Annotated in this window: 22 protein-coding genes; 10 read left to right on the top strand and 12 right to left on the bottom strand. The window is 65.2% G+C overall.

What is annotated here, in order from left to right; all coding sequences use genetic code 11:
• Positions 1 to 732 (bottom strand): response regulator, encoded by a 732-nt coding sequence (locus tag H7F36_RS09145; RefSeq protein WP_187054369.1) that lies wholly within the window; start codon positions 730 to 732, stop codon positions 1 to 3.
• 142 nt (positions 733 to 874) lie between these two features.
• Here H7F36_RS09145 and H7F36_RS09140 point away from each other — a divergent pair, with 142 nt between their 5' ends.
• The 10 genes from H7F36_RS09140 (at position 875) to H7F36_RS09095 (ending at position 11,550) form a co-directional block, all read left to right on the top strand.
• Complete coding sequence (locus tag H7F36_RS09140) at positions 875 to 3,028, top strand: Ig-like domain-containing protein (RefSeq protein WP_187054368.1); 2,154 nt, start codon at positions 875 to 877, stop codon at positions 3,026 to 3,028.
• An 85-nt stretch (positions 3,029 to 3,113) separates the two neighbouring features.
• Complete coding sequence (locus H7F36_RS09135; protein WP_187054880.1) at positions 3,114 to 3,701, top strand: YqiA/YcfP family alpha/beta fold hydrolase; 588 nt, start codon at positions 3,114 to 3,116, stop codon at positions 3,699 to 3,701.
• 58 nt (positions 3,702 to 3,759) lie between these two features.
• A complete protein-coding gene (locus H7F36_RS09130) occupies positions 3,760 to 5,820 on the top strand; it encodes a ribonuclease catalytic domain-containing protein (protein WP_187054367.1) in 2,061 nt (686 codons plus the stop codon).
• A gap of 16 nt (positions 5,821 to 5,836) precedes the next feature.
• Complete coding sequence (locus H7F36_RS09125) at positions 5,837 to 6,685, top strand: energy transducer TonB (RefSeq protein ID WP_187054366.1); 849 nt, start codon at positions 5,837 to 5,839, stop codon at positions 6,683 to 6,685.
• A 30-nt stretch (positions 6,686 to 6,715) separates the two neighbouring features.
• Complete coding sequence (aroE, locus tag H7F36_RS09120; RefSeq protein ID WP_187054365.1) at positions 6,716 to 7,552, top strand: shikimate dehydrogenase; 837 nt, start codon at positions 6,716 to 6,718, stop codon at positions 7,550 to 7,552.
• Positions 7,553 to 7,564: 12 nt separating this feature from the next.
• Entirely contained in the window at positions 7,565 to 8,338 is a 774-nt protein-coding gene (locus H7F36_RS09115) for a transglycosylase domain-containing protein (protein ID WP_187054364.1), read from the top strand.
• 27 nt (positions 8,339 to 8,365) lie between these two features.
• Positions 8,366 to 9,235: a lysophospholipid acyltransferase family protein gene (locus tag H7F36_RS09110; protein ID WP_187054363.1), complete on the top strand. Its 870-nt coding sequence runs from the start codon at positions 8,366 to 8,368 to the stop codon at positions 9,233 to 9,235.
• Positions 9,236 to 9,259: 24 nt separating this feature from the next.
• Complete coding sequence (locus H7F36_RS09105) at positions 9,260 to 10,294, top strand: phosphatidate cytidylyltransferase (protein WP_187054362.1); 1,035 nt, start codon at positions 9,260 to 9,262, stop codon at positions 10,292 to 10,294.
• A 25-nt stretch (positions 10,295 to 10,319) separates the two neighbouring features.
• Positions 10,320 to 10,865: a crossover junction endodeoxyribonuclease RuvC gene (gene ruvC / locus H7F36_RS09100; RefSeq protein WP_187054361.1), complete on the top strand. Its 546-nt coding sequence runs from the start codon at positions 10,320 to 10,322 to the stop codon at positions 10,863 to 10,865.
• A 46-nt stretch (positions 10,866 to 10,911) separates the two neighbouring features.
• Positions 10,912 to 11,550: a Pr6Pr family membrane protein gene (locus H7F36_RS09095; protein WP_187054360.1), complete on the top strand. Its 639-nt coding sequence runs from the start codon at positions 10,912 to 10,914 to the stop codon at positions 11,548 to 11,550.
• Positions 11,551 to 11,585: 35 nt separating this feature from the next.
• Here the strand turns inward: H7F36_RS09095 and H7F36_RS09090 are convergent, their stop codons facing one another.
• From H7F36_RS09090 to mraY, 11 genes are all read right to left on the bottom strand, one after another.
• On the bottom strand, positions 11,586 to 11,762 hold the full coding sequence (locus H7F36_RS09090) for a hypothetical protein (RefSeq protein WP_187054359.1): 177 nt from the start codon (positions 11,760 to 11,762) through the stop codon (positions 11,586 to 11,588).
• A 37-nt stretch (positions 11,763 to 11,799) separates the two neighbouring features.
• Positions 11,800 to 12,723, bottom strand: coding sequence for a UDP-3-O-acyl-N-acetylglucosamine deacetylase (gene lpxC, locus H7F36_RS09085; protein ID WP_187054358.1), 924 nt, complete (start codon positions 12,721 to 12,723; stop codon positions 11,800 to 11,802).
• Between the two features lie 104 nt (positions 12,724 to 12,827).
• The gene (gene ftsZ, locus H7F36_RS09080; RefSeq protein ID WP_187054357.1) at positions 12,828 to 14,045 is read right to left on the bottom strand and encodes a cell division protein FtsZ; all 1,218 of its coding nucleotides are present in this window, start codon (positions 14,043 to 14,045) and stop codon (positions 12,828 to 12,830) included.
• A gap of 168 nt (positions 14,046 to 14,213) precedes the next feature.
• Positions 14,214 to 15,443, bottom strand: a complete 1,230-nt coding sequence (gene ftsA, locus H7F36_RS09075) for a cell division protein FtsA (RefSeq protein ID WP_187054356.1) — start codon at positions 15,441 to 15,443, stop codon at positions 14,214 to 14,216.
• A gap of 21 nt (positions 15,444 to 15,464) precedes the next feature.
• Complete coding sequence (locus H7F36_RS09070) at positions 15,465 to 16,313, bottom strand: cell division protein FtsQ/DivIB (protein ID WP_187054355.1); 849 nt, start codon at positions 16,311 to 16,313, stop codon at positions 15,465 to 15,467.
• Positions 16,313 to 17,284: a D-alanine--D-alanine ligase gene (locus H7F36_RS09065; protein ID WP_187054354.1), complete on the bottom strand. Its 972-nt coding sequence runs from the start codon at positions 17,282 to 17,284 to the stop codon at positions 16,313 to 16,315. Before H7F36_RS09065 ends, H7F36_RS09070 begins: the two co-directional genes overlap by 1 nt.
• On the bottom strand, positions 17,281 to 18,756 hold the full coding sequence (gene murC, locus H7F36_RS09060) for a UDP-N-acetylmuramate--L-alanine ligase (RefSeq protein ID WP_187054353.1): 1,476 nt from the start codon (positions 18,754 to 18,756) through the stop codon (positions 17,281 to 17,283). The genes H7F36_RS09065 and murC overlap by 4 nt, the downstream gene beginning before the upstream one ends.
• Positions 18,753 to 19,868 (bottom strand): undecaprenyldiphospho-muramoylpentapeptide beta-N-acetylglucosaminyltransferase, encoded by a 1,116-nt coding sequence (murG, locus tag H7F36_RS09055; protein WP_187054352.1) that lies wholly within the window; start codon positions 19,866 to 19,868, stop codon positions 18,753 to 18,755. The genes murC and murG overlap by 4 nt, the downstream gene beginning before the upstream one ends.
• Complete coding sequence (gene ftsW, locus H7F36_RS09050; protein WP_187054351.1) at positions 19,865 to 21,166, bottom strand: putative lipid II flippase FtsW; 1,302 nt, start codon at positions 21,164 to 21,166, stop codon at positions 19,865 to 19,867. Before ftsW ends, murG begins: the two co-directional genes overlap by 4 nt.
• Positions 21,163 to 22,842, bottom strand: a complete 1,680-nt coding sequence (murD, locus tag H7F36_RS09045; RefSeq protein ID WP_187054350.1) for a UDP-N-acetylmuramoyl-L-alanine--D-glutamate ligase — start codon at positions 22,840 to 22,842, stop codon at positions 21,163 to 21,165. Before murD ends, ftsW begins: the two co-directional genes overlap by 4 nt.
• Before the next feature lie 10 nt (positions 22,843 to 22,852).
• On the bottom strand, positions 22,853 to 24,031 hold the full coding sequence (gene mraY, locus H7F36_RS09040; protein ID WP_187054349.1) for a phospho-N-acetylmuramoyl-pentapeptide-transferase: 1,179 nt from the start codon (positions 24,029 to 24,031) through the stop codon (positions 22,853 to 22,855).
• Positions 24,032 to 24,037 lie beyond the last annotated feature (6 nt).

Raw genomic sequence — 24,037 nt, 5'->3', positions numbered from 1 at the left:
TCAGCGCGGGTGCGGCAACAGCCCGAGCCGGGTCGCCTCGAACACCGCCTCGTTCTTGGAATGCACGGCGAGCTTGCCGTAGAGGTTCTTGATGTGGGTCTGCACCGTGTGCACGCTCAGATCTTTCAGGCGCGCGATCTCGCCGTACGAAAACCCGCGGGCGACCAGCGTCAGGACCTCCTGCTCGCGGCCAGACAACAGTTGCCGCACTGCGGCGTCTGCCGGGGCCAGCGCCATGTCACGTCTCTCCGTCGCCTGCGCGCTGGAATGCAGCAGACGGTACTTCTCCAGAACCCGCCGGGCGATCATCGGCGAGATGGGCGATGCGCCGCCCTTCATATCGACGATGGTCTGCGCGATATCTTCGGGCGCGGCGTCCTTGTGGATGTACCCCGCGGCGCCGGCCTCGATGCTCGACAGCACGTTGTCCTCGTCGCCGAAGACGGAAACGACGAGCGGATCGCACTGCGGAAAGCGCGACACGGCGGAGCGAATCACATCGAGCCCACTGCCATCCGGCAAACCGAGATCGACCAGCAGCACGTCGGGCGGCTCGGCCGTCCGTTGCATCCACGCGACAGCTTCGGCCACCGTTCCGGCCGAGCCGAGCCAACGCAAACGCGGGCTGCGCCGCACGCTCACCTCGAAAAAGCTGCGCGCGCGTGGATCGTCCTCCACCACGTAGACGGTCCAAATGCGCTCCGTGCCGCTCCCGCTCTCCTCGGTTTTCATGCACCGAGCATAAAGCCCGGAAACAGTAGGTCACGTTGTCGAACTACCCGATTCATGGGATGGGCGCAGCGGGCGTCGGTCACGACACTGGCGCCGCACACCTGTAACGCTTCGTTAATCACCGGTGCATTTCGAGGACCTCATGCAACCCCACACCCTGAAAATCAAGGCCGGTTTGACCACCGCCCTACTCCTCTCCCTGGCTGCTTGCGGTGGTGGCGGCGGTGGCAGTGTAGGCTTTGCGGTGCCGACGACACCACCTGCGACGACTGCCGCACCCGCGGCGCCGGTTACCGAAACCACCACGACGCCTCCAACGCTCGCCAAGCTCGATGGCGTGGCCGCCACCGGCGCAGCCTTCGCCGGCGCTACGGTGACGGTGGTCGATCAGACCGGCACGACCGTGTGCACCACCACCACCGATGCTGCCGGCGCCTTCAGCTGTACTTTGCCGGCGACCACCAAGGCCCCGCTGGCCATCAAGGCCAGCCGTGACGACCATATTCTCTACAGCACCACGGCGAGCGCTGCAGGCGGCATCGCCAACGTCACGCCGCTCACCACCATCATCGTTTCGCAGCTGTCGCCGGACGGCAATCCGGCCAGCCTGGCCGGTGCCATCCAGACCAATCCGTCCAGCGTGACCACGGCCACGATCCAGACGCAGGTCGCCGAATTGGTCGCCGCGCTCAAGCCTCTGCTCGACGCGTTGGGCCAGGGCGCCATCGACGTGATGGCGGGTGGCTTTACCGCCAACGGCACTGGCCAGGACAAGGTGCTCGACGCCATTTCGGTCAGCGTGCAGCCCAACGGCAGCTCGGCCAACATCGAGATCACGGTCAAGACGATTCCGACCAGCGACGGCGCCGCGCCGGTGTCGATCGCGTTCAACACCGCCGACACGGCCACCACACCGACGTTGCCACCGATCGCCGCCAGCGCCGTCGCCAGCACGCCGACGCCGGCCGTCGTCGCTGCGCTGTTCGATCGGCTGACAGCCTGCTACGCCTTGCCGCTGACGCAGCGCGTAGGTGGCTCGGGTGCCCTTGCACAGGGCGGCGGTGCGGTCACCGACACGACCAACGCTACCGGGACTGCCGTCAACGTGATTGCGCCGGCTTGCAAAACGCTGTTCGTCGGCGACGATCCCGCGACCTTCTACAACAACGGCTACGCCGTCGGCCGCGACAGCAGCAACAACGGCTCGTTCACAGGCATCTTCCGCCAGGGCGCCACCGGGGTGACGTTCGACCGCGGCAATTTCGAGTTCGTGCGCAGCAGCGGCGACTTCGTGCTGAGCTACCGCACGATCGACCGCTTCGGTGGCACCGACAACGACACCATCATTGCGCGCAATGTCGATGGCGTGCTCAAGCTGGTCGGCAACAACTACGCCTACCGTGCGTCGGTGCGGCCGTATTCGGAAGACCGCGAACTGGTCAACACGCCCAATTTCAGCTCGTTCACGACGGGCTACAACATCTCCATCGACAACAAGACCGTCTCCAATGCGTCGATCTTCAGCAAGGTCGAGGTCACTTCGCCGTTCAGCGCGACGAAGATCGTGTTCTATCCGCAGTCGGGGCTTTCTTTCCTGGCATTGAGCAAGGACGGCACGAACACGGCGGGCCAGGTCATCTCGAGCAGCATCGTCCGTCTGGGTGGCGAGTTCCAGAACAAGGCCAATTCCGCTTCGGTAAGCGCCGCAGAGACAGGGATTTACTTCGTATCGCCCAGCTACACCGAAGCACAAATCAGCGCGATACAGAACCAGAGCGTCTGGCAGCTGGAGTTCTTCCCGACCAGCGGTCCATCCGTGATCCAGACCTACCGCACCGTATCGCGTGCGCAGACCATCGGCGAAATCCGGCAGCTCGCATTCGTCCAGGCGACGCCTGTTCAAAAGGCAGAGCTGATCGCCGGAACGAGCGCCGCGGGTCGCTACACGTTTGGCGTCCCGAGCGTGGGCGACCCGAACATCATCGACTTCAGCAGCGAAGGGAACCTCGACGCCTGGATGCTGCCAGCGGGTGCGCTGGCACCCACATCGTTCAGCGTGATCGGGCGCGTCGCCGGCCCCGGCAGTGCGTCCTTCAACGACAGCACCGGCCTCACCAGCACGCAACGCAAAGCCATCATCTATTGCTCCAGCCAGGGCAGCGCGGACCTGCATTGCGACCCCACGCTCACCACCCAGTACGCGAATGGCAGCTCATTCCACCTGCTCGAGCTGTGGGCGCGCAGCTCACGGCAAGTCGAGGTCAGCAAGAAGCTTGCTCTCTACAAGCTCCAATAAACGGACCGCTTCGGAGTCCAAAGCCCCGCACCCGCGGGGCTTTTTTATTGCCAGAATCAACCTGTAAATCACCCCCATGCGTCTGATGCCCACGACCCATCTTCTCTACCTCCACGGCTTCCGCTCTTCTCCGCAGTCCGCCAAGGCGCGGCTGGTCGCGCAGCGGGTGGCACAGCGCCATCCCAAGGTGCATTTCTGGGCGCCGCAATTGCCGCCGTCGCCGCACGATTCGATGGACGTGGTCATGAAAGGCATCGCCGACTGGCCGCGCGAATCGATGGCCGTCATCGGCTCGTCGCTCGGCGGTTTCTACGCGACCTACGTGGCGGGCATGACGCGCAGCCGCGTGGTCCTGCTGAACCCGGCGGTGCATCCCGCTCGCGACCTGTCGCGCTACATCGGCGAGCAGACCAGCTGGCACGACCCGACCGAGCACTTCTATTTCAAGCCCGAGTACATCGACGAATTGCGCGCGCTCGAAGTCGGCACGCTGACCCGGCCAGAACGCGCGCTAGCGATCGTCGCAAAGGGCGACGAGGTACTCGATTGGAGGGAAATGTCGGCGCGCTATCCCGGCAGCCGCGTCAAGCTGATCGAAGGCGGCGACCACGCGCTGTCGGATTTCGCTGAGTCGCACCTGGACGAAGTGATGCGCTTCGTCGACCCGATCTAGACCAGGCGCAGCGCATACCCGGTGCCGGACGGCTCCGGCCGGCGTTGATAATTGGACTATGTTTGTATTGTTTGAAGAAGCCGGCAAGTACCTCGGCGGCCGCGTACTGTCGGAGGCCGAAGCGTCGGCGCAGGTCGAGCTCGACACCGGTAAGCGGCTCAAGGTCAAGAGCGCGGCCATCGTGCTGCGCTTCGAGAAGCCGTCGCCGGCCGAGCTGATCGCGGAATCGCGAACGCTCGCTGCCACCATGGACCTCGACTTGGCCTGGGAATTCGCGTCCGAAGGCGAGTTCGGCTTCACCGACCTCGCATCCGATTACTTCAGCGACAAGCCGACGCTGGCGCAGCAGGGTGCCGCGCTGTTCGCGCTGTTCGATGCACCGCACTACTTCCGCCGCGCCGGCAAGGGCCGCTTCAAAAAAGCGCCGGACGACATCGTTCAAGCCGCCCTGGCCGGCATCGAAAAGAAGAAGCTGGTGCTGGCGCAGATCGGCGAATGGGCGGCGCAGCTGGTGTCCGGCGAGTGCCCGCAGCCGGTGCGCGAGCAGCTCTACAAGATCCTCTTCAAGCCCGACAAGAACGCGTCCGAGTACAAAGCGGTGGTCGACGCATCGCGTGCCGCGCAACTGGCGCCGCTCGACCTGCTGGAGCGTGCAGGCGCCATCGATTCGCCGTACCAGTTTCACTGGCGCCGCTTCCTCTTCGAGAACTTCCCCAAAGGCACGGGCTTCCCGGCGCTGCAGGCACCGGCCATCGTCGACGACTTGCCGGTGGCCACGGTCGAAGCCTTTTCGATCGACGATTCGCAGACGACCGAAATCGACGATGCGCTCTCGGTGCAGGGCATCGGCAGTGGCACCCTGGTTGTCGGCGTGCACATCGCCGCCCCCGGCCTGGCGCTGGTGCCCGGCGGCGCCATCGACCAGGTGGCGCGCAACCGCATGTCGACGGTGTACATGCCCGGCTACAAGATCACGATGCTGCCCGACGCGGTGGTCGATGCCTACACGCTGCTCGAAGGCAGCAACCGGCCGGCCGTGTCGCTCTACGCCACCTTCGACGAAGCCACGCTCGAATTGCGAAGCACCGAGACCAAGCTCGAACGCGTTCCGATCGTTGCCAACCTGCGGCACGATCAACTCGACACGGTGGTCACGCAGCCGTGGCTCGAAGACGCGTCGTTCGTCAGCTCGGACACCCCAGAGGCTGCTGCACGTTTACGCGGTCCGTTGTCGGTGCTGTTCCGCCTCGCGAAGCACCTGAAAGCGCAGCGTGAGGTGGTTCGTGGTAAGCCCGAGAACTTCAACCGACCCGACTACAACTTCCGCCTGATCGGAAACGATGGCGAGCCGCAAGGCAGCGAGCAGGTGACGATCACTACGCGGCAACGCGGCGCGCCGCTCGACCTGATCGTGTCGGAAGCGATGATCCTGGCCAACAGCACCTGGGGCGCCTGGCTGGGCGAACTCGGCGTGCCGGGCCTGTACCGCAGCCAGGCCAGCATGGCGCCGGGCATCAAGGTGCGGATGGGCACGCGCTCGCTGCCGCACGCCGGCCTGGGCGTGAAGAGCTATGCATGGAGCACCTCACCACTGCGCCGCTACACCGACCTGGTGAACCAGTGGCAGATCATCGCGGCGGCACGCCACGGCAAGACAGCCGCGCTGGCTGCGCCCTTCAAGCCGAAGGACGCCGACTTGTTCTCGATCCTGTCGGGCTTCGATGCCGCCTATGCGACCTACAACGGCTACCAGGGCGGCATGGAGCGCTTCTGGACGCTCAAGTATTTGCAGCAGCAAGGCATCACCGAACTGACCGTGACCGTCGTCAAGGACATCCAGAACGGCGCCCTGGTTCGGGCCGATTCGCTGCCGCTGGTGTTTCCGGTGGCCGGCCAGCAGGAACGCGGTGCGCACCTGCGCGTCAAGCTCGGCGAGATCGACGAGATCGCCCTCGACGTGAACGGCACCGTGCTCGAGCGGCTCGATGTGGTGGCGGCTGACATGGAAGAAGAATCGGGCGAAGAGGACGACGAAGTCGCCGGCCCGATCGCCATCGCGGTCGACATGAGCGACGGCGAGGCAGCACCAGAAAAGGCAGCGGAGAACGCACCCGCATGAGCATGAGCGCAGCGAAATGAACCTCAAGGACCTGAGCACGCTGCAGATCGCGTTGGGGCTTTCGGTCCTGGCGCACGCTGTACTGCTCACCGTGCGGTTTGTCGACCCTGAAGCCTTCAATCGCGTCTTCAGCGAGACGCCTCTCGAAGTGATTCTGGTCAATGCGCGCAGCAACGAGAAGCCCGACAAAGCCACCGCGATTGCGCAAGCGTCGCTGTCTGGTGGCGGCGACCTCGAAAAAGGGCGTGCCACCAGCCCGTTGCCGCCGAGCGAGTTCCGCGCCATCGGCGACGCCACCGAAGATGCGCAGCGCGAGGTCGAGGCCATGCAGGCGCAGCAGATGATGCTGCTCACCCAGATCAAGCAGCAGCTGGCTGCCATGCCGCTGCCCGATCCGCGCCACAGCGGCAACCCGAGCGAGGCCGCGGCGCGCGAAGAGAAGCGCAAGCAATTGGTCAACCTGCTGGCCGAGATCGAACGCCGGGTCAACGAAGAAAACGCGCGACCCAAGAAGCGCTACATCAGCCCGGCCACCCGAGAGGCCGCGTACGCCGCCTACGTCGACGCACTGCGACGCCAAATCGAGCAGCGCGGCACCGAAAACTTCCCTGAAGCGGCCGGCAAGAAGATGTACGGCCAGCTGACGATGCTGGTCACCGTCAACTTCGACGGAAGCATCGTGAGCACCGAGATCGTCGAGAGCTCCGGCAACGCGTTGCTCGATCGGCGTGCGCAGGCCATCGTGCGAAGCATCGGGAGCTTCGGCCGCTTCACCGACGCGATGCGCAAGCAGACCGACCAGATCGCGTTGCCGTCGCGCTTCAAGTTCACGCGCGACGAGACGACCGAGCTGTCGTCCAAGTAATCGCATCGAGCCAGGCCGCCCGAAACCGCCATGGACCTGTACTGCGTGATGGGCAACCCGATCGAGCACAGCCGCTCGCCGTGGATTCATGCGCGCTTTGCGGAGCTCACTGGACAGGCCTTGCGCTATGAGCGCCGGCTGGTACCGATGGGTGGATTCGATGCAGCGGTGTCGGCGTTTCGTGCCGACACTTCTGGCACAGCACGTGGCTGCAACATCACCGTGCCGTTCAAGTTCGACTCGGCGCGGCTCGCGCAGCATGTGACGCCGCGCGCCTCGCTGGCGCAAGCGGTCAATGTGTTGAGCTTTCGCAAGGATGGCGTGCATGGCGACAACACCGACGGCATCGGCCTGGTGAACGACATTCAACGCAACGCCGACGTGGCGCTCGCAGGTCGCGATGTGCTGCTGATCGGCGCCGGCGGCGGCTCGGCCGGCGTGCTCGGCCCGATCCTCGAAGCCGGTGCGCGACGCGTCGTCGTCGCCAACCGCACGCTCGCCAAAGCCGTCACGCTGGTTCAGCGGCATGCAGTGTTGGCGCTCCAGCATCACGCGAGCCTGGAAGCGCAGGCGCTGCACACCATCGGCGGCGCTTTCGACGTCGTCGTCAACGCCACGGCGTCTAGCCTGGCGGGTGGCGAGGTGCCTGTTGCGGCCAGCGTATTGAAGCGCGGCACCTTGGCCGTCGACATGATGTACGGGCCCTCGACCGCCGGCTTCATGGCATGGGCGCGCGCGCACGATGCGGTGCCGCGAGACGGCCTCGGCATGCTGGTCGAACAGGCGGCGGAAGCCTTCGACATCTGGCGTGGCGTGCGACCGCCGGCGGCGCAGGTGCTCGCTGAACTGCGTGCGCTGGTCGGCTGAGCAGCTCAACCAATGCGCGCTTTCTTCACCTGGCTCATGTGCCTCATCGTCGCGACCATCGCGCTGCAGTTGTTTTTTGTCGCGCGCATCGCGTTGATGGCCGTGATCGATCCACAGTCGACAGCTTTCCAGCGCTCCGAAGCCTGGCAGATCGCGACACGTGGACGCAGCAACGGGGACGCGAGCGGGGGCCGCGCCGGCGACCGCGCCTGGCAGCAACGCTGGGTGCCGTACGCGCAGATTTCCGACACGCTCAAGCGCGCGGTCATCGCCAGCGAAGACGGTGAGTTCATCTACCACCAGGGCGTCGAATGGGAAGCCATCGAACGGGCCCGCCAGCGCAACGCCAAGGCTGAAGAGATTGCGGCACGGCGCGCCGCCGCCGCCATCGCGCGCGGCAAGTCGCCGCAAACTGCCAAGCTGCGCGGTGGCTCGACCATCACTCAGCAGCTCGCCAAGAACCTCTTTCTTTCGGGCGAACGCACCCTTCTGCGCAAGGGTCAGGAGCTGATGCTCGCGACGGTGCTGGAAGCGCTCTTGAGCAAGCAGCGCATCCTGGAGCTGTACCTGAACAGCGTCGAATGGGGCGAAGGCGTGTTCGGCGCAGAAGCGGCATCGCAGCGCTACTTCAACAAGTCCGCGTCGCGCCTCAGCGCCAGCGAGGCCGCACGGCTGGCGGTGATGCTGCCGAGCCCCAAGTTCTTCGAGCGCCGACCCGGCTCGCCCTACATCAGCGGCCGCGCTGCGACGATCGTCTCGCGCATGCCGTCCGCCGACCTGCCCTGAACGGTACCGCCCCTTATCATCGCGCCCATGCTGGCGAAGTTGACGGGTTGGTTGTTGTTGGGAGTGGTGCGGTTATTGACCGGGGCACAGGCACGCTGGTACGGATGCCCGCCCAAGGCCGAACAGCGCATTTACTTTGCCAATCATCAGAGCCACGCCGACCTGGTGATGATCTGGGCGGCCCTGCCCGAAGAGCTGCGCAGCATCACGCGGCCCATCGCGGCGCGCGACTACTGGGCCAACACGCCGTTCAAGCGCTGGATCACGACCGAGGTGTTCAACGCGGTGTACGTGGAGCGCGGCGGAGCACCGGTAGTGCCTTCTGCGCCGGCCGCATCGGCATCCACCAAGCCTGCCGTTCCAACCCTCATACCGACCGAGCGCATCGAACCCTCGATGGACCCGATCGAGCCGTTCATGATCCAGGTGCCGCCACCGGCACCGGCGGCCTTCGCGGTCAAGGCGGTTCAACTGCCTCTGATTGCATTGCCGGGGACAGAGCCCGACGCGTCGGCTTCATCGGCAGCAACAGCAACAGCATCCGATGCGATCGCCTCGCCCGCAGCGGAAGCCGCCGACCCGCTCGCTCCGCTGATCGAAGCCCTCACCAGCGGCGACTCGATCATCATCTTCCCCGAAGGCACGCGCGGCCATACCGGCGAACCGCAAAAGTTCAAGTCGGGCCTCTTCACGCTGGCGCAGTTGTTTCCCGACGTGGTGCTGGTGCCGGCCTGGATCGACAACATCCAGCGCGTCATGCCCAAGGGCGAAGTGGTGCCGGTGCCGATCCTGTGTTCGGTCACCTTCGGCGCGCCCATCCGGCTCGAAGAAGGCGAAGAGCGCCGGCCGTTTCTCGATCGCGCACGTGATGCGGTCGTCGCGCTGCGCAGTGTTTGATCCAGCCATCGATCCCCCATCGAGATGAACCAGTTCTTGCGCGACCTTTCGCCGGCCCATCAGGTCGCCGCCCTCTTCCTCCTGGTGTTCGGCGTGCTCGCCATCGTCAGCACCGTCACCTTTTTGATCAGCCTGCGCGAACGGCGCAACGCGATGCACAGCGAATCGTGGCGACGCGAGCTCAAGGTCTTTCAGCAACTGCTCAGCACCACCTGGTTCATGGTGGTCATGTTCTGGATCGGCTGGGCGCTCGGAGAGGGCGTCGCCACGCTGCTCTTCGCACTGATCTCGTTCCTGGCGCTGCGAGAGTTCATCACGCTGTCGCCGACGCGGCGCGGCGATCACCGCAGTTTGATCCTGGCATTTTTCGTGGTGCTGCCGATCCAGTTCATTCTGGTCGCGACGGCGCGCTTCGACCTCTTCACCGTGTTCATCCCGGTCTACGTATTCCTTGCCATTCCGGTGGTGAGCGCGCTGTCGAACGATCCCCACCAGTTTCTCGAACGCAACGCCAAGCTGCAGTGGGGCATCACGGTCTGTGTCTACGGCATGAGCCACGTGCCGGCACTGCTGTTGCTGTCGTTCCCGGGCTTCGAAGGCAAGAGCGCGTTTCTCGTGTTCTTTCTGGTGTTCGTGGTGCAGACCTGCATGGTGGTGCAGCACTTGATCGCGCGCCGCTTCGCCTACTCGCCGCTCGATGCAGGCCCCAGGATGTGGCGCTGGCTACAGCGTGAACCGTTCGCGCCCAACGTGAGCCGGAGCTTCAACTGGGTCAGCTGGGCGGTCGGCATGGCGATCGCGAGCGTGGTCGGCGCGCTGATGTCTTTCATCACGCCGTTCGGCTACGGCCAGGCGCTGGCGATGTCGTTGATCGCCTGCGTCGCCGGGTCGATGGGGCACCTCGTCATGAAGGCGCTCAAGCGCGACCGCGGCATTCCCAACTGGGGTCCGAAGGGCATGGGCGTGACCGGCGCCAACGGGCTGCTCGACCGCGTCGATGCACTGTGCTTCGCGGCGCCTGTGTTCTTTCATTCGGTGCGCTGGTACTTCGGCGTCTAGCCGCAGCACCCGACACTGTTTTTTCATGCGTATCCTCGGCATCGACCCCGGCCTGCAGACCACCGGCTTCGGCGTGGTCGATGTCGCCGGCCAGACGCTGAGCTACGTCGCGAGCGGCACCATCAGCACCAAGCATCTGGAGCGAACCAACCTGCCGGCGCGTCTCAAGGTGCTGTTCGACGGCATCGGTGAAGTGGCGGCGCGCTACCAGCCCGATGCATCGGCGGTCGAGATCGTGTTCGTGAACGTCAATCCTCAATCGACGCTGCTGCTGGGCCAGGCACGCGGCGCCTGCATCACGGCACTCGTCACCTGCAACCTCAGCGTGGCCGAGTACACCGCGCTACAGATGAAGCAGGCCGTGGCGGGCCATGGCAATGCAGCCAAGACGCAAGTGCAGGAAATGGTCAAGCGCTTGCTCAACTTGCCGGGCCTGCCCGGCAGCGATGCGGCCGATGCACTCGGCATCGCGATCACGCACGCCCACGTCGGGCGATCGCTGGCGCGGCTGGCCGAAGCGACGGGTTCGCAACCGCCCAGCGGTCAATATCGCGCCGGCCGCAGCCGATGAGCAGCAGACAAACCGCCGATCCACGGCCTTCGAACACAACGCACCCATGACGCCCACCGCACGCCAGTCCAGCTTCGCTCTTTGCATCATCGCGTGGTTCGCCCTGCTGTTGCAGCTGAACCTGTCGGTCGGCATGACCGCCGCGAGCGGCAAGCCGGCGCTGATGGGCATCGTGATCTACCTCGGTTACTTCACGGTGCTGACCAATCTCTTTGTCGCGCTGGCACTGCTGCTGCCCCTCGTGGCGCCCGACTCCACCATCGGACGCTTCGCGGCGAGGCCCATGGTCCAGGGCTGCGCCGTCACCAGCATCCTGGTCGTCGGCATCGTCTACCACCTGCTGCTGCGCCACGTCTGGGCGCCGCAAGGCATGCAGTGGATCGCAGACATGCTGCTGCACTACGTGATGCCGATCCTTTTCTTCCTGCACTGGCTGCTGGTGCTTCCGAGCCATCGCCTGCCGTGGTGGGCGCCGCTGGTGTGGTGCCTGTACCCGGTCGGCTACCTCGCCTACGCGCTGTTGCGAGGCGAAGTGCTGCAGTCGTATCCGTATCCGTTCATCGACGTGCTGGCCATCGGCTACGGCCAGGCGCTGCTCAATGCGTTAGGGCTGCTGGTGTGCTTCGTGGTGCTGGGCCTGATCCTGGTCGCGGTGTCGAACGCGCGGGCGCGACGTACGGGCTGACGCTCAAGCGGTTCGCAGCCGGTGCAGAGCGCCGCTCAGGCCACGCGCTCAGCGATCAACACGGCGAAGAAGCCGAACGCAGCGAGCAATGTCCACTTCAAAACGATCCAGCCGAAGCGGCGGTACTTGACCTGGCCGGTGCCCGCGTAGAACGCAAAAGACACGCCCGCCATCAGCAGGAAAAGCAGGATAGCCCAGCGAAAAAGCAGCATCGATGGTGGCGCTCGAAAAACGGTCGCGACCCGTCGCCTACCAGGCGCGTTCGACTTCCGCGAAGCCGGCCGGAGCCTTCTTCACGTCGTCGAACGTCACGATCTCCCACGCGTCCTTGTGGGAGATGAGTTCGCGCAGCAGCTTGTTGTTCATGGCATGGCCTGAACGAAACGCCGTGTAAGACGCCAGCAGCGGATGACCGACGATGTAAAGGTCGCCCATCGCGTCGAGGATCTTGTGCTTGACCAGTTCGTCGTCGTAGCGGAGACCGCCCGCGTTCAGCACCTTGGTGTCGTCCATCACGATGGCGTTGTCGAGACCGCCGCCGAGCGCCAGGCCCTTGCTGCGCATGTACTCGACCTCTTTGGTGAAGCCGAAGGTGCGGGCCCGTGCGATGTCTCGGCTGTAAGAACCGCTGCCCAGGTCGAACTCGAAGCGCTGACCCATCAGGTTCACGACCCGGTGATCGAAGTCGATCTGGAAGGCGAGTTTGTAGCCATGAAAGGGTTCGAGCGACGCCCACTTCTCGTTGGCGCCCTCGCCCTCGCGCACTTCGACCTTGCGCGTGACGCGAATGAACTTGCGCGCCGCCTTCTGCAGTTCGATGCCTGCGCTTTGCAGCAAAAAAACGAAGGACGACGCCGAGCCGTCGAGGATCGGTACCTCGTCGGCAGTGATGTCGATGTAAAGATTGTCGATGCCCAGCCCGGCACAGGCCGACATCAGGTGCTCGACCGTTTGCACCTTGGCGCCCCCGGTCGAAATGGTCGAGGCCAGCCGCGTATCAGTCACCGCTTCGGCCGTCATGCGGATCTCGACGGGCTCGGGCAAATCGGTGCGTCTGAAGACGATGCCCGTATCGACCGGCGCCGGCCGCAGCGTCAACTCGACGCGTTGTCCGCTGTGCAGCCCCACGCCGACGGCGCGGCTGATGGTCTTGAGCGTTCGTTGTTGCAACACGACAGCGATTCTAGAAGCGCTAGGCGCCAGGCGCGCCGTGCGCCTGGCTATGTCCGCAATAGTCACGCGGAAGTCACGTTGAACTCACGCCGCTTTTGCCGTGATCAATCCGCCTGGCGGCGGAGGAAAGCGGGGATTTCGAAGTCGTCCATGCCGCCCGAAGACAACGCATCGACCTTGGCCGCGGCCATGGTGCGGTTGGTGCGCCACACGCTCGGCACGGCCATGCCTTCGTAGTTGGGCTTGCCGTGCGCGCCGGTCTGGCCCATGCCACCCAGCGTCGGCACGTTGAAAGGACCATCGGTGCCCGTGCCCATGCCGGTGCGGATGACCTCCAGCGTCGGCGCCTGACGGCGCGCGTCTTGCCGCGACAGGCCGGTGGCGACCACGGTCACGCGCATTTCGTCGCCCAGCGTTTCGTCGTACGCCGCGCCGTAGATCACGTGCGCATCCGGCGAGGCGTAGGCGCGGATGGTGTTCATCGCGAGCTTCGATTCGTTCAGCTTGAGCGAGCCCTTGGATGCCGTCACAAGAACCAGCACGCCCTTGGCGCCCGACAGGTCGATGCCTTCGAGCAACGGGCAAGCAACGGCCTGCTCGGCTGCGATGCGCGCACGGTCCGGGCCGGCCGCCGCAGCGGTGCCCATCATGGCCTTGCCCGGTTCGCCCATCACGGTGCGCACGTCTTCGAAGTCGACGTTGACGCCGCCGTACTCGTTGATGATTTCCGAGATGCCGCCGACGGCGTTCTTCAGCACGTCGTTGGCGTGCGCGAAGGCTTCGTCCTGCGTGATGTCGTCGCCCAGCACATCCAGCAGCTTTTCGTTCAGCACGACGATCAACGAATCGACATTGGCTTCGAGCTCGGCCAGGCCGGCATCGGCGTTGGTCATGCGGCGACCGCCTTCCCAGTCGAAGGGCTTGGTGACCACGCCGACGGTCAAGATGCCCATCTCCTTGGCAATGCGCGCGATCACGGGCGCCGCGCCGGTGCCCGTGCCGCCGCCCATGCCGGCGGTGATGAAGAGCATGTGCGCGCCGTCGATGGCCGCGCGGATGTCGTCCACCGCGGCTTCGGCGGCTTCACGGCCCCGGTCGGGCTTGCTGCCGGCGCCGAGGCCGCTGGTGCCGAGCTGGATGATCTTGTGCGCGTTGCTGCGCGTGAGCGCCTGCGCGTCGGTGTTGGCGCAGACGAACTGCACACCCTGAACGCCGCGCTCCATCATGTGGGCGACCGCGTTGCCGCCGCCGCCGCCGACACCGATCACCTTGATCTGCGTGCCCTGGTTGAATTCTTCGACTTCGATCATTTCGATGGCCATTTTTTAACTCCGTGAATTTGCAGTTGCCGTTTGTTTAGGGGATGAATTCTTTTGAGATCTAGCGAGTCACCGGATGGCGTCAGGATGGCGGCCCGGTGCGTCGCCATCGCTCGTTGAAATGACGAGGGGGCCCGGCGCGTGCGAGCCAGAGTGGACGGTGCTTCATGGTCAGAAGTTCCCCACGATGAAGTCTTTGAAACGTCCGAAAGCAGTTTTTACCGAACCGTTCTTTTGCGCCACCTTGAAGCCCCGCATGCGTGCGAAGCGGGCTTCTTCGAGCAGACCCATGACGGTTGCGGCGCGCGGCTGAGCGACCATGTCCGACAGCGCACTCGAGTACTTCGGAATGCCGCGCCGGACTGGCTTCAGGAAAATGTCTTCGCCGAGTTCGACCATGCCGGGCATGACTGCGCTACCGCCGGTGAGCACGATGCCCGACGACAGCACTTCTTCGTAGCCGGATTCACGGATCACCTGCTGCACCAGCTGAAAGATCTCTTCAATACGCGGCTCGATCACGCCGGCCAGCGCCTGCTTGCTCAACATGCGCGGGCCGCGGTCGCCCAGGCCGGGTACCTCGACTTGCGTGTCCGGGTCGGCCAGCAGTTGCTTGGCGTAGCCGTTCTCGACCTTGATGTCCTCCGCGTCCTTCGTCGGGGTACGTAGCGCCATCGCGATGTCGCTGGTGATCAGGTCGCCGGCGATCGGGATCACCGCGGTGTGACGGATCGCGCCGTTGGTGAAGATCGCGACGTCGGTCGTCCCGGCGCCGATGTCGACCAGGCACACGCCCAGTTCGCGCTCGTCTTCGGTCAGTACCGCCTGGCTCGAGGCCAGTGGATTCAGCATGAGCTGGTCGACTTCCAGGCCACAGCGGCGCACGCACTTGATGATGTTCTCGGCCGCACTCTGGGCACCGGTCACGATGTGCACCTTGGCTTCGAGCCGCATGCCGCTCATGCCGATCGGCTCCTTCACATCCTGGCCGTCGATCACGAATTCCTGCGGCTCGACCAGCAGCAGCCGCTGGTCGCTGGAGATGTTGATCGCACGTGCCGTCTCGACCACGCGGGCGACGTCGGCGGGCGTTACTTCCTTGTCCTTGACCGCCACCATGCCGCTGGAGTTGATGCCGCGGATGTGACTGCCGGTGATGCCGGTATAGACCCGGGTGATCTTGCAGTCGGCCATCAGCTCGGCCTCTTTCAGCGCCTGCTGGATGCTCTGCACCGTGGCGTCGATGTTGACGACCACGCCGCGCTTCAGGCCGTTGCTGGGCGCGACGCCGAGCCCGGCCAGCTTGAGCTCGCCCCCCGGCAGCACTTCGGCCACCACCACCATCACCTTGGCAGTGCCGATGTCGAGTCCGACGACGAGGTCTTTGTATTCTTTGGGCATGGAAGATGTCCTCGGTGTTCTTTAATTCTTCTTGGGGGCCGGCTTGACCGAAGGCTTGGCTGCAGGTTTGGCCGTTGGCTTGGCCGCTGCAGCAGGCTTCGGTTCGGGCGCGCCCGTGGTGACGCCGCGCAAGCGCAGCGCGTAAGCATCGTTGTGTCGCAGGTCGGCACTCTCGACAGAAGAGAGCGAGCGGCCGTACTGGCCCGCGACCTGCGTCACGGTCTTCAAGAACCGCTGGGTCCGTGCCGCCACTTCCTCGCTCTGGCCGCGGCCGAGTTCGATCACGGCGCCGGTGTCGAGCGTGGCTTCCCAGCTGCCACGGCTCGACAGCGCGAGCTCGTCGATGACCAGGTCGTAGGGCGCGAACAGCGGCTCGAGTACGCGGTACATCCCGAGGACAGGGCCGGCCTTGTCGCCGGGCCCTTGCAGGCGCGGCAGCGAATCGTCGACCTCGGCGACGTTGGCTTCGAACACCTCGCCGAAGCCGTTGACCAGTTTCGAATCGGCTTCTTCGCCCCAGTGCGCGACCGGCACTTGTTCGGTCAACGTGGCACGCAGCTTGTCGGGGAACTCGCGCCGCACCACCGCCTTGCGGACCCATGGCACCGACTCGAATGCCGTCCGGGCCTTGGCCAGATCGACGGTGAAGAAGTTGCCCGCCAGTTGCGGCGCGACGTTGGCGCGCAGCGTGATGGCGTTGTTGTGCGTCACCTCGCCGTCGACCTTGATCGCCGCGATCGGGAAGAACGGCTGACGCAGCACCCACCACGCGCCCGCCGCCAGCAACATGACGGCCACCAGCGCGAACATGAGCGTCGCGGTGATGTTCATGATCTTGACGTCGAACGGCACGGGGAGCGCATCTGCCATCAATGCACTCCCTTCGAATCGAGCGAAGCCGACGCCAGGATGCGCAGGCACAAGTCGGGGTAGTCGATGCCTGCGGCGCGCGCCGACATCGGCACCAGCGAATGCGTGGTCATGCCGGGCGACGTATTCATCTCCAGCAGAAACGCCTTGCGGTCGCTGGCGCGAATCATCACGTCGGCACGGCCCCAGCCGCGGCACCCGAGCGTGCGGTAAGCCGCCAGCGCGATCTGCTGAACGTGGCGCTCTTCGGCTTCGGGCAGGCCGCTCGGGCAGTGGTACTTGACATCGTCGGTGAAGTACTTGTTCTGGTAGTCGTAGGCGCCTTCGGGTGCGGCGATGCGCACCACCGGCAACGCTTCCGCATCGAGGCCATGGCCGAGCAACGCGCAGGTCACTTCTTCGCCCTCGATGAATTCCTCGCACAGCACATCGGTGTCGTACTTCGCGGACAACGACACCGCGTCCTGCATTTCCGAATAACCCCTGACCTTGGTCACGCCGATGGACGAGCCTTCGCGTGGCGGCTTGACGATGAGCGGCAGGCCCAACACATCGGGCACGGCGCGAATCTGCTCGCGGCTTTGCTGATCGAACGCCAGCCGTACGTACTTGGGCGTCGGCAGGCCATCGGCTTGCCAGATGCGCTTGGTCATGACCTTGTCCATCGCCACGCTCGAAGCCATCACGCCCGAGCCCGTGTACGGAATGCCGAGCAGTTCCAGCGCGCCCTGCACCGTGCCGTCTTCTCCATGGCGACCGTGCAGCGCGATGAAGCAGCGCGCGAAGCCTTCGTGCTTGAGCGCGACCAGCTCACGCACCGACGGATCGAACGCGTGCGCATCGACCCCGCGCGATTGCAGCGCCTGCAACACGCCGGCGCCCGACAAGTTCGAGATCTCGCGCTCGGCCGAGGTGCCGCCGAAGAGCACGGCGACCTTGCCGAAAGCAGCCGGTTCGTGAAAGAGGTTCATAGCGCCCGTCCTTCGCGCGTGAAGCGCTCGTCTTTGGCCGGCACGGCACCCGCTGCGCCACCGCCGAGTTCGACAACCTTGCCCGGCACCGCGCCGATCGATCCGGCTCCCATGCAGATCACGACATCGCCTTCGCGCGCATTGTCCAGAATGGCTCGCGGCATCGCGAGGATGTCGTCGACGAACACCGGCTCGACCTTGCCGGCAACCCGCAGTGCACGTGCCATCGAGCGACCGTCCGCGGCGACGATGGGCTGTTCGCCCGCGGCATAGACCTCGCCGAGCAACACGGCATCGGCCTGGCCGATGACTTTGACGAAGTCTTCGAAGCAATCGCGCGTGCGGGTGTAGCGATGTGGCTGAAACGCCAGCATCAACCGGCGGCCGGGGAAGGCACCGCGCGCCGCGGCGATGGTCGCGGCCATCTCGACCGGGTGGTGCCCGTAGTCGTCGATGACGGTAAAGCTGCCGGTGGCGTGCGTGCCTTGCACGGCCTGCACCGGCACATCGCCGTAGCTCTGGAAGCGGCGGCCCACGCCCTTGAAGTCGGCCAGGCCGCGCTGCACCGCTTCGTCTGGCACGTTGAGCTCGACCGCGACCGCGATGACAGACAACGCGTTCAGCACGTTGTGCTCGCCCGGCAGGTTCAGCACGATGTCCAGGTCCGGCAGCGTGATGCCGTTGCGGCGCTGCGCGGTGAAGTGCATCTGGCCGCCGACGGCACGCACGTTCACACCGCGCACTTGCGCGTCTTCGTTGAAGCCGTAGCTGGTCACCGGGCACGACACCTCGGTCACGATGGTGCGCACCGCTTCGTCGTCGGTGCAGAGGATGGCAACGCCGTAGAACGGCATCTTGTGCAGGAAATCGACAAAGGCTTTTTTCAGCTTCGCGAAATCGTGCCCGTAGGTCTCCATGTGGTCGGCGTCGATGTTCGTGACCACCGCCATGATCGGCAGCAAGTTCAGAAACGAAGCGTCCGACTCGTCGGCCTCGACCACGATGTAGTCGCCGCTCCCGAGCTTGGCGTTGGCGCCCGCGCTGTTCAAGCGACCGCCGATGACGAAGGTCGGGTCGAGCCCCGCGGCGGCGAGCACGCTCGCGACCAGGCTCGTCGTTGTCGTCTTGCCATGCGTGCCGGCGATGGCGATGCCCTGCTTCAGGCGCATCAGCTCGGCCAGCATCAAAGCACGCGGCACGATCGGAATGCGCTTCTCGCGCGCGGCCAGCACTTCGGCGTTGTCGGCCTGCACGGCGGTCGACGTGACCACCGCATCGGCGCCGGCGATGTTCGACGCGTCGTGCCCGACGAAGGTCGTGATGCCGAGGCTCGCCAGCCGCTTGAGCGTGGCGCTGTCGGACAGGTCGGAGCCCGAAATGCGGTAGCCGAGGTTCAGCAATATCTCTGCGATGCCGCTCATGCCGACACCGCCGACACCGACGAAATGGATGTGACGAATGGCGTGCTTCATGGGCGAGCCTCCTTCTTCAAAGACTTCTTCTCCGCCCGCTTCGCGGCGAGTTCTTCACAGGCGCGCACGACTGCTTCGACAGCCTCGGTTTTCTGCATCGTCTTCGCCCTCGAAGCTTTGTCCACCAGCGTGGCGCGTTCGGTTTTTTGTAGCAAGTCGGCCAGCAATTCAGGGGTCAGTTCAGATTGTTGAACGATCCAGCCGCCGCCCGCGTCGACAAGAAAGTGCGCGTTGGTGGTCTGGTGGTCGTCCACCGCCGAAGGAAAAGGCACGAACAGCGCTGCTGCGCCGACGGCCGCGATTTCAGTCACGGTGCTAGCGCCGGCACGCGCGACGATGAGGTCGGCATCGGCATAGGCACGAGCGGTGTCTTCGATGAAGGGTGTGAGTTCGCCCCGCACGCCGGCGGCCGCGTAGTTGGCACGCAGCTCGTCTATCTGTTTGGCGCCGCTCTGATGTACGACGGTCGGCCGAACGGCCGGCGCGATCATTGCGAGCGCTTTCGGCACGATGGTGTTGAGCGCCTTGGCGCCCAAGCTGCCGCCGACCACCAACAACTTGAGCGGCCCGCTGCGGCCGGCAAAACGCTGGGCGGGCGCCGGTTGCTGCAGGAAGGCCTCGCGCAGCGGGTTGCCGATCCACGTCGCGTTCTTCAACACATTGGGGAACGCGGTGAAAACGCGGTTGGCAACGCTCGCCAGCACCTTGTTGACGAGGCCAGCCACCGAGTTCTGTTCGTGCAGCACCAGCGGCTTGCCGAGCAGCACGCTCATCAGGCCGCCCGGGAAAGTGATGTAGCCACCGAGGCCGACCACCACGTCGGGCCGCACGCGGCGCAGCACCGCGATACTTTGCAGCAAGGCACGCAACAGGCGCATGGGCAACAGCAGCAAGGTGAGCGGACCTTTGCCGCGGACACCGCCAAACTGCACCGGCTCGAAAGCGAAGCCGCGCGGTGGCACGAGCTTTTCTTCCATGCTGCCCGGCGCGCCGAGCCAATGCACGTTCCAGCCGCGCGTGCGCAAGGCTTCGGCCACGGCCAGTCCCGGAAAGATGTGTCCTCCGGTGCCGCCGGCCATCACCAGCGCGGTGCGATGGATGACTGCGCTCATACGCGACCGCCGCGCATCAGCACGCGGTTCTCGTAGTCGATGCGCAGCACCACAGCCAGCGCGATCAGGTTGAACAGAATGGCCGAACCACCGAAGCTCATCAACGGCAGCGTGAGGCCCTTGGTCGGCAATGCGCCCAGGTTCACGCCCATGTTGATGAAAGTCTGAAACCCGATCCAGATGCCGATGCCCTGCGCGACCAGGCCGGAGAACACGCGGTCGAGCGCGATGGCCTGGCGGCCGATGTGCATGACTCGGCGCGTCAGCCACAAGAAGAGGCCGATGGCGAGCAGCACGCCGACCAGGCCGAACTCTTCGCCGATGACAGCCAGCAAGAAGTCGGTGTGCGCTTCCGGCAACCAGTGCAGTTTTTCGACGCTGCCGCCCAGACCGACGCCCCAGATCTCGCCGCGGCCGATAGCGATCAGCGAATGCGACAGCTGGTAGCCCTTGCCGAGCGCGTTGTGCTCGCTCCACGGGTCGAGGTACGCGAAGATGCGCTCGCGGCGCCATGAACTCGACGCCACGATCGAGGCGAAGGCCACCACCACCAGCATGGCGATCACGAAGAACATGCGTGCGTTGACGCCACCCAGAAACAGGATGCCCATCGCGATGACGGCGATCACCATGAAGGCGCCCATGTCGGGCTCGGCCAGCAGCAGCATGCCGACCACCACGACTGCAATTCCCATCGGCAACACGGCGCGAAAGAAGCGCTCCTTGATTTCCATCTTGCGCACCATGTAGCTGGCGGCATACAAGACCATCGCGACTTTGGCGAGCTCCGACGGCTGGAAGCGCATGAAGCCCAGCGGCAACCAGCGGCGCGCGCCGTTGACGCTGATGCCGACGTGCGGAATGAGTACCGCCACCAGCAGCAGCAGCGAGACGACGAACAGCCAGGGCGCAACGCGCTCCCAGGTCTTCATCGGTATCTGGAAGGTCAGCAATGCGGCGATGAAGGCGACGATCAGCGAGGCGATGTGGCGCGTCAAAAAGAAGTAGGGGCCGTAACCCTGGCGGATGAAGCGCGGGTTGTCGGGCAGCGCGATGGACGCCGAATAGACCATCACCATGCCCCATGCGAGCAGGGCAATCGTGACCCAGACCAGCGCTTGGTCGAAGCCGAGCACGCGCATCGGCGCGGCTTTGGTTTGCGTGGTGCCGGCGCTGCCGAGATGCACCGGCAGATGGATCGGCAACGCATCGATGCTGCGTTTTGCACGGCCGAACCAGCCGCCGAAACGGCCCGGTGCGGCATCGGAAGTGTGCAACGTCGCGGAACTGGTGTTCATGCCGGCGCTCCCGAAGTTTCGCGCGGCATATCGGCCAGCGCCTGCACCGCGTCGCGGAACACCGCCGCACGGTGGCCGTAGTCGCGGAACATGTCGAAGCTGGCGCACGCCGGCGACAGCAGCACCGCATCGCTCGGCCGCGCGCTACGGGCTGCGAGCTGCACAGCTTCGTCCATCGATGCGGCCTGGACCAAGGGCACGTTGGTAGACGCGAGTGCCTCGGTGATGAGTGGCGCGTCGTGCCCGATCAGCACCACGGCACGCGCGAAGTTGCGCACCGGTTCGGCGAGCGGCGAAAAGTCCTGCCCCTTGCCCTCGCCCCCGAGGATCACGACCAGCTTGCGCTCGACACCGAGGCCATTGAGCGCGGCCACGGTTGCACCGACATTGGTGCCCTTGCTGTCGTCGAAGTACTCGACTTCGTCCACGGTGGCGATCGACTCGACGCGGTGCGGCTCGCCGCGGTACTCGCGCAGGCCGTAGAGCATCGGCGCAAGCTGGCAGCCGGCCGCGGTGGCGAGCGCCAGTGCTGCGAGCGCGTTGAGCGCGTTGTGCTGGCCGCGAATGCGCAGCGCGTTGGCCGGCATCAGGCGCTGCATGAAGATCTCTTCTTCGACCGCCGCACCACGTTTGCGCTTTTGCGTTTCGTCGGCTTCGAGTGCACGCACCAGCCAACCCATGCCGTTGATCTGCTCGATGCCGTAGTCGCCCGGACGCAGCGGCATGGTGCCGCCGAAGGTCACATGCGCGCGCACTTGCGGGCGCTGCAGCTTGGCCCGCACGGGCGGCGGCAACATCGCCATCACCGTGGCGTCGTCGCGATTCAGGATCATCGGGCCACGTGCGCCGAAAACACGCGCCTTGGCAGCCGCATAGGCCACCATGTCGCCGTGCCAGTCAAGGTGGTCTTGCGTGACGTTGAGCACGACGGCAGCGGTCGGCTCGAAGCCCTGTACGCCGTCGAGCTGGAAGCTGGAGAGTTCGAGCACCCACACCTGCGGCAGCGTGTCGGCATCCATGTGCGCAGCCAGCGTGTCGAGCAGTGTCGGGCCGATGTTGCCGGCAACCGCGACCGTCTTGCCGGCGCGCTCGACCAGTTGACCTGTGAGCGCGGTGACGGTCGTCTTGCCGTTGGTGCCGGTGACAGCGAGTACGGCGGGTGTGTAGCCTTTGAGCGCTTCGGGCGGAACGATGACGGCCAACGGCGCTACGGCAGCTTCTTCATCGTCTTCGGCCAACGCGACGGCAACTTCGAGATCAGCCTCAACGTCGTCGTCCGTCTGTTCGCCGGCTTCGGCTTCCTCGACAGGCACTTCAGGCACGTCCGGCGCGATGCGCAGATCGGCGAGCGCCTGCGCGAACAGGTCGAGTTCACCGGCGACCGGCAGGCCCATCGCGCGCGCCGCATCGGCGACCGGCGCGATCGCTTCCGGCGACAGCCCCGGCGAGCGATACACCGCACGCACCGGCGTACCCTCGACCAGCGCTGCAGTGAACGCGCCGCCGACGAAGGTCGCGGCGGGCACATCCTGCTGCAGCGTCGCAAGTTGCGGCGGCGCTTCACGTGTGTCGGCGACGGTCACGAGCGCGCCGTGGCGCGCGCACCAGCGCGCCATCGCCAGGCCGGACGCACCGAGGCCCAGAACCAGCACGTGAAGATCTTGAAGGTGCTTCATCGGTTCTTGTCTAGCGCAGCTTCAGTGTCGACAGACCGACGAGGCACAGCAGCATCGTGATGATCCAGAAACGCACGACGACCTGCGTCTCTTTCCAGCCGCTTTTTTCGAAGTGGTGGTGCAGCGGCGCCATCTTGAGCACGCGCCGTCCGGCGCCATAGCGCTTCTTGGTGTACTTGAAGTACGTAACCTGTGCCATGACCGAGATCGCTTCGACCACGAAGATGCCGCCCATCACGAAGAAGACGATTTCCTGCCGCACGATGACCGCGATGGTGCCGAGCGCGCCGCCCAAAGCCAGCGCGCCGACGTCGCCCATGAAGACCTGCGCGGGGTGCGTGTTGAACCACAGGAAGGCGAGCCCCGCGCCGGCCATCGCCGAGCAGAACACCAGCAATTCGCCCGAGCCCGGGATGTGCGGAAACAGCAGGTAGCGCGAGTACACAGAGCTGCCCGTGACGTACGCGAACACGCCGAGCGCCGAGCCCACCATGACGACCGGCATGATCGCCAGCCCGTCGAGCCCGTCGGTCAGGTTGACCGCGTTACTGGAGCCCACGATCACGAGGTAGGTGAGGATGACGAAGCCGATGCCGCCGAGTGGGTAGCTCACCTCTTTGAAGAACGGCACCAGCAGATTGATCTTGGGCGGAAAGCTCAAGTCGAACCCCGAGCGCACCCAGGCGTAGAACAACTCGACCACGCGCCAATTGGAGCTTTCCGAAATGCTGAAGAGCAGATAGAAGCCGGCCACCAGCCCGACCACCGACTGCCAGAAATACTTCTCGCGCGAGCGCATGCCTTCGGGGTCTTTGCGCACCACCTTGCGCCAGTCGTCGACCCAGCCGATGGCGCCGAAACCCAGCGTTACCCAGAGCACGATCCAGACGAATCGGTTCGACAGGTCGAACCACAGCAGCGTCGCGAAGGCGATCGAGAACAGCACCAGCACCCCGCCCATCGTCGGCGTGCCGCTCTTGGTCAAATGCGAGTCCATGCCGTAGCCGCGAATCGGCTGCCCGATCTTGAGTGCGGTCAGACGCCGAATGGCATACGGGCCCACCGCCAGGCCGATCAACAACGCAGTGGTCGCGGCCATTAGCGCCCGAAACGTCAGGTACTGGAACACGCGCAAAAACCCGAACTCGGGCGACAGCGTTTGCAACCATTGGGCCAGGCTCATCAGCATGGTGCG

It is taken from the genome of Variovorax sp. PAMC28562 (assembly GCF_014303735.1).
In the GTDB taxonomy this organism is placed as follows: domain Bacteria; phylum Pseudomonadota; class Gammaproteobacteria; order Burkholderiales; family Burkholderiaceae_C; genus Variovorax.
Note: the sequence above shows the minus strand (reverse complement) of the source record. Positions and strands in the feature narration are given on the sequence as shown.